We start from the raw sequence: 1,231 nt of genomic DNA on the forward strand, positions 1-1,231 counted from the left end.
CGTCGCAGCCCATGGCCACGAGCTGGTCGCGGGCGGCGTCGTCCTCCACGCCCTCGGCCACCACGGTGAGGCTCAGCGAGTGGCCCAGCTCGACGATCGACCGCACCACGGCCATGTCGCCGAGGTCGGTGCCCATGCCGAGCACGAACGACTTGTCGATCTTCACCTCGTCCACCGGGAGCTGCCGCAGGTAGGCCAGCGACGAGTAGCCGGTGCCGAAGTCGTCCACGGCCAGCACGACGCCCATGGTGTGCAGCCGGCGCAGCACGGGCAGCGCCCGCTCCGGGTCGGCCATCACGCCGGACTCGGTCAGCTCGAAGGTCAGCAGCTCCGGCGGCACGTCGTGCTTGACCAGCGCGGCGGCCACCCGGTCCGGGAACTCCTCGTCGGCCAGCGTGCGCACCGACAGGTTCACCGCGATCGACATCCGCAGGCCCCGGTCGATCCACCGGCGGACCCGCTCCAGCGCCTTGTCCATCACGAAGTCGGTCAGCACGTCGACCAGGCCGGTGGCCTCGACGGCGGGCACGAACTCGTCGGGGTCGACCCGGCCGAACTCGGGGTGCTTCCAGCGCACCAGCGCCTCGGCGCCGACCACCTGCCTGCTGGGCAGCGCGACCTTCGGCTGGTAGTGCACCGACACCTGGCCGTTCTCCAGCGCCGACCGGAACTGGGTGACGAGCTGGAAGCGGCGCAGGAAGATCTGGCCCATCGACGGCGCGTAGGCGCGCAGCGGCTCGGCCTCGCTGGTGGCCCGGACCGCCACGTCGGCGCGCTGGAGCAGCGCGTCGGGGTCGGGGTCCTCGATCTCGCAGTCGGCCGTGGACGCCCAGCCGACGACCGCGCCCGCCTCGACGGTGAGCCGGTCGACCGGGTAGGGCACGGACAGCGCGGTGCGCAGCCGCTCGGCGATCTCCTGGATGCGCTCGGCCTGCCGGTCCAGCAGCAGCGCGGCGAACGCGCCGCCCTCCAGGCGGGCCAGCGGCACCTCCGGGCCCAGCTCGTCGCGCAGCCTGCGGCCGGCGGCGACCACCATCCGGTTGCCCCACGCCTGGCCGAGCGCGTCGGACACGGTGGACAGCACGTCCAGGTCGATCCGCACGACGACCGACGTGTCGGCCTGGCGCATCGGCTCGTTGCCCGCCTCGCGGAAGCCCGGCCGGTTGAGCAGGCCGGTCAGCGGGTCGTGGTAGGCGTCGTGGCGCAGCCGGGCGAGCAGCCGGCGGTTGTC

At 73.6% G+C, this 1,231-nt stretch carries 1 protein-coding gene; it reads right to left on the reverse strand.

The window, feature by feature from the left end; all coding sequences use genetic code 11:
- On the reverse strand, positions 1 to 1,231 hold a 1,231-nt coding region (locus AB0I60_RS37475; protein WP_360739024.1), incomplete at both ends, for a bifunctional diguanylate cyclase/phosphodiesterase.

The sequence above is a fragment of the Actinosynnema sp. NPDC050436 genome (assembly GCF_040655415.1).
GTDB lineage: Bacteria > Actinomycetota > Actinomycetes > Mycobacteriales > Pseudonocardiaceae > Actinosynnema.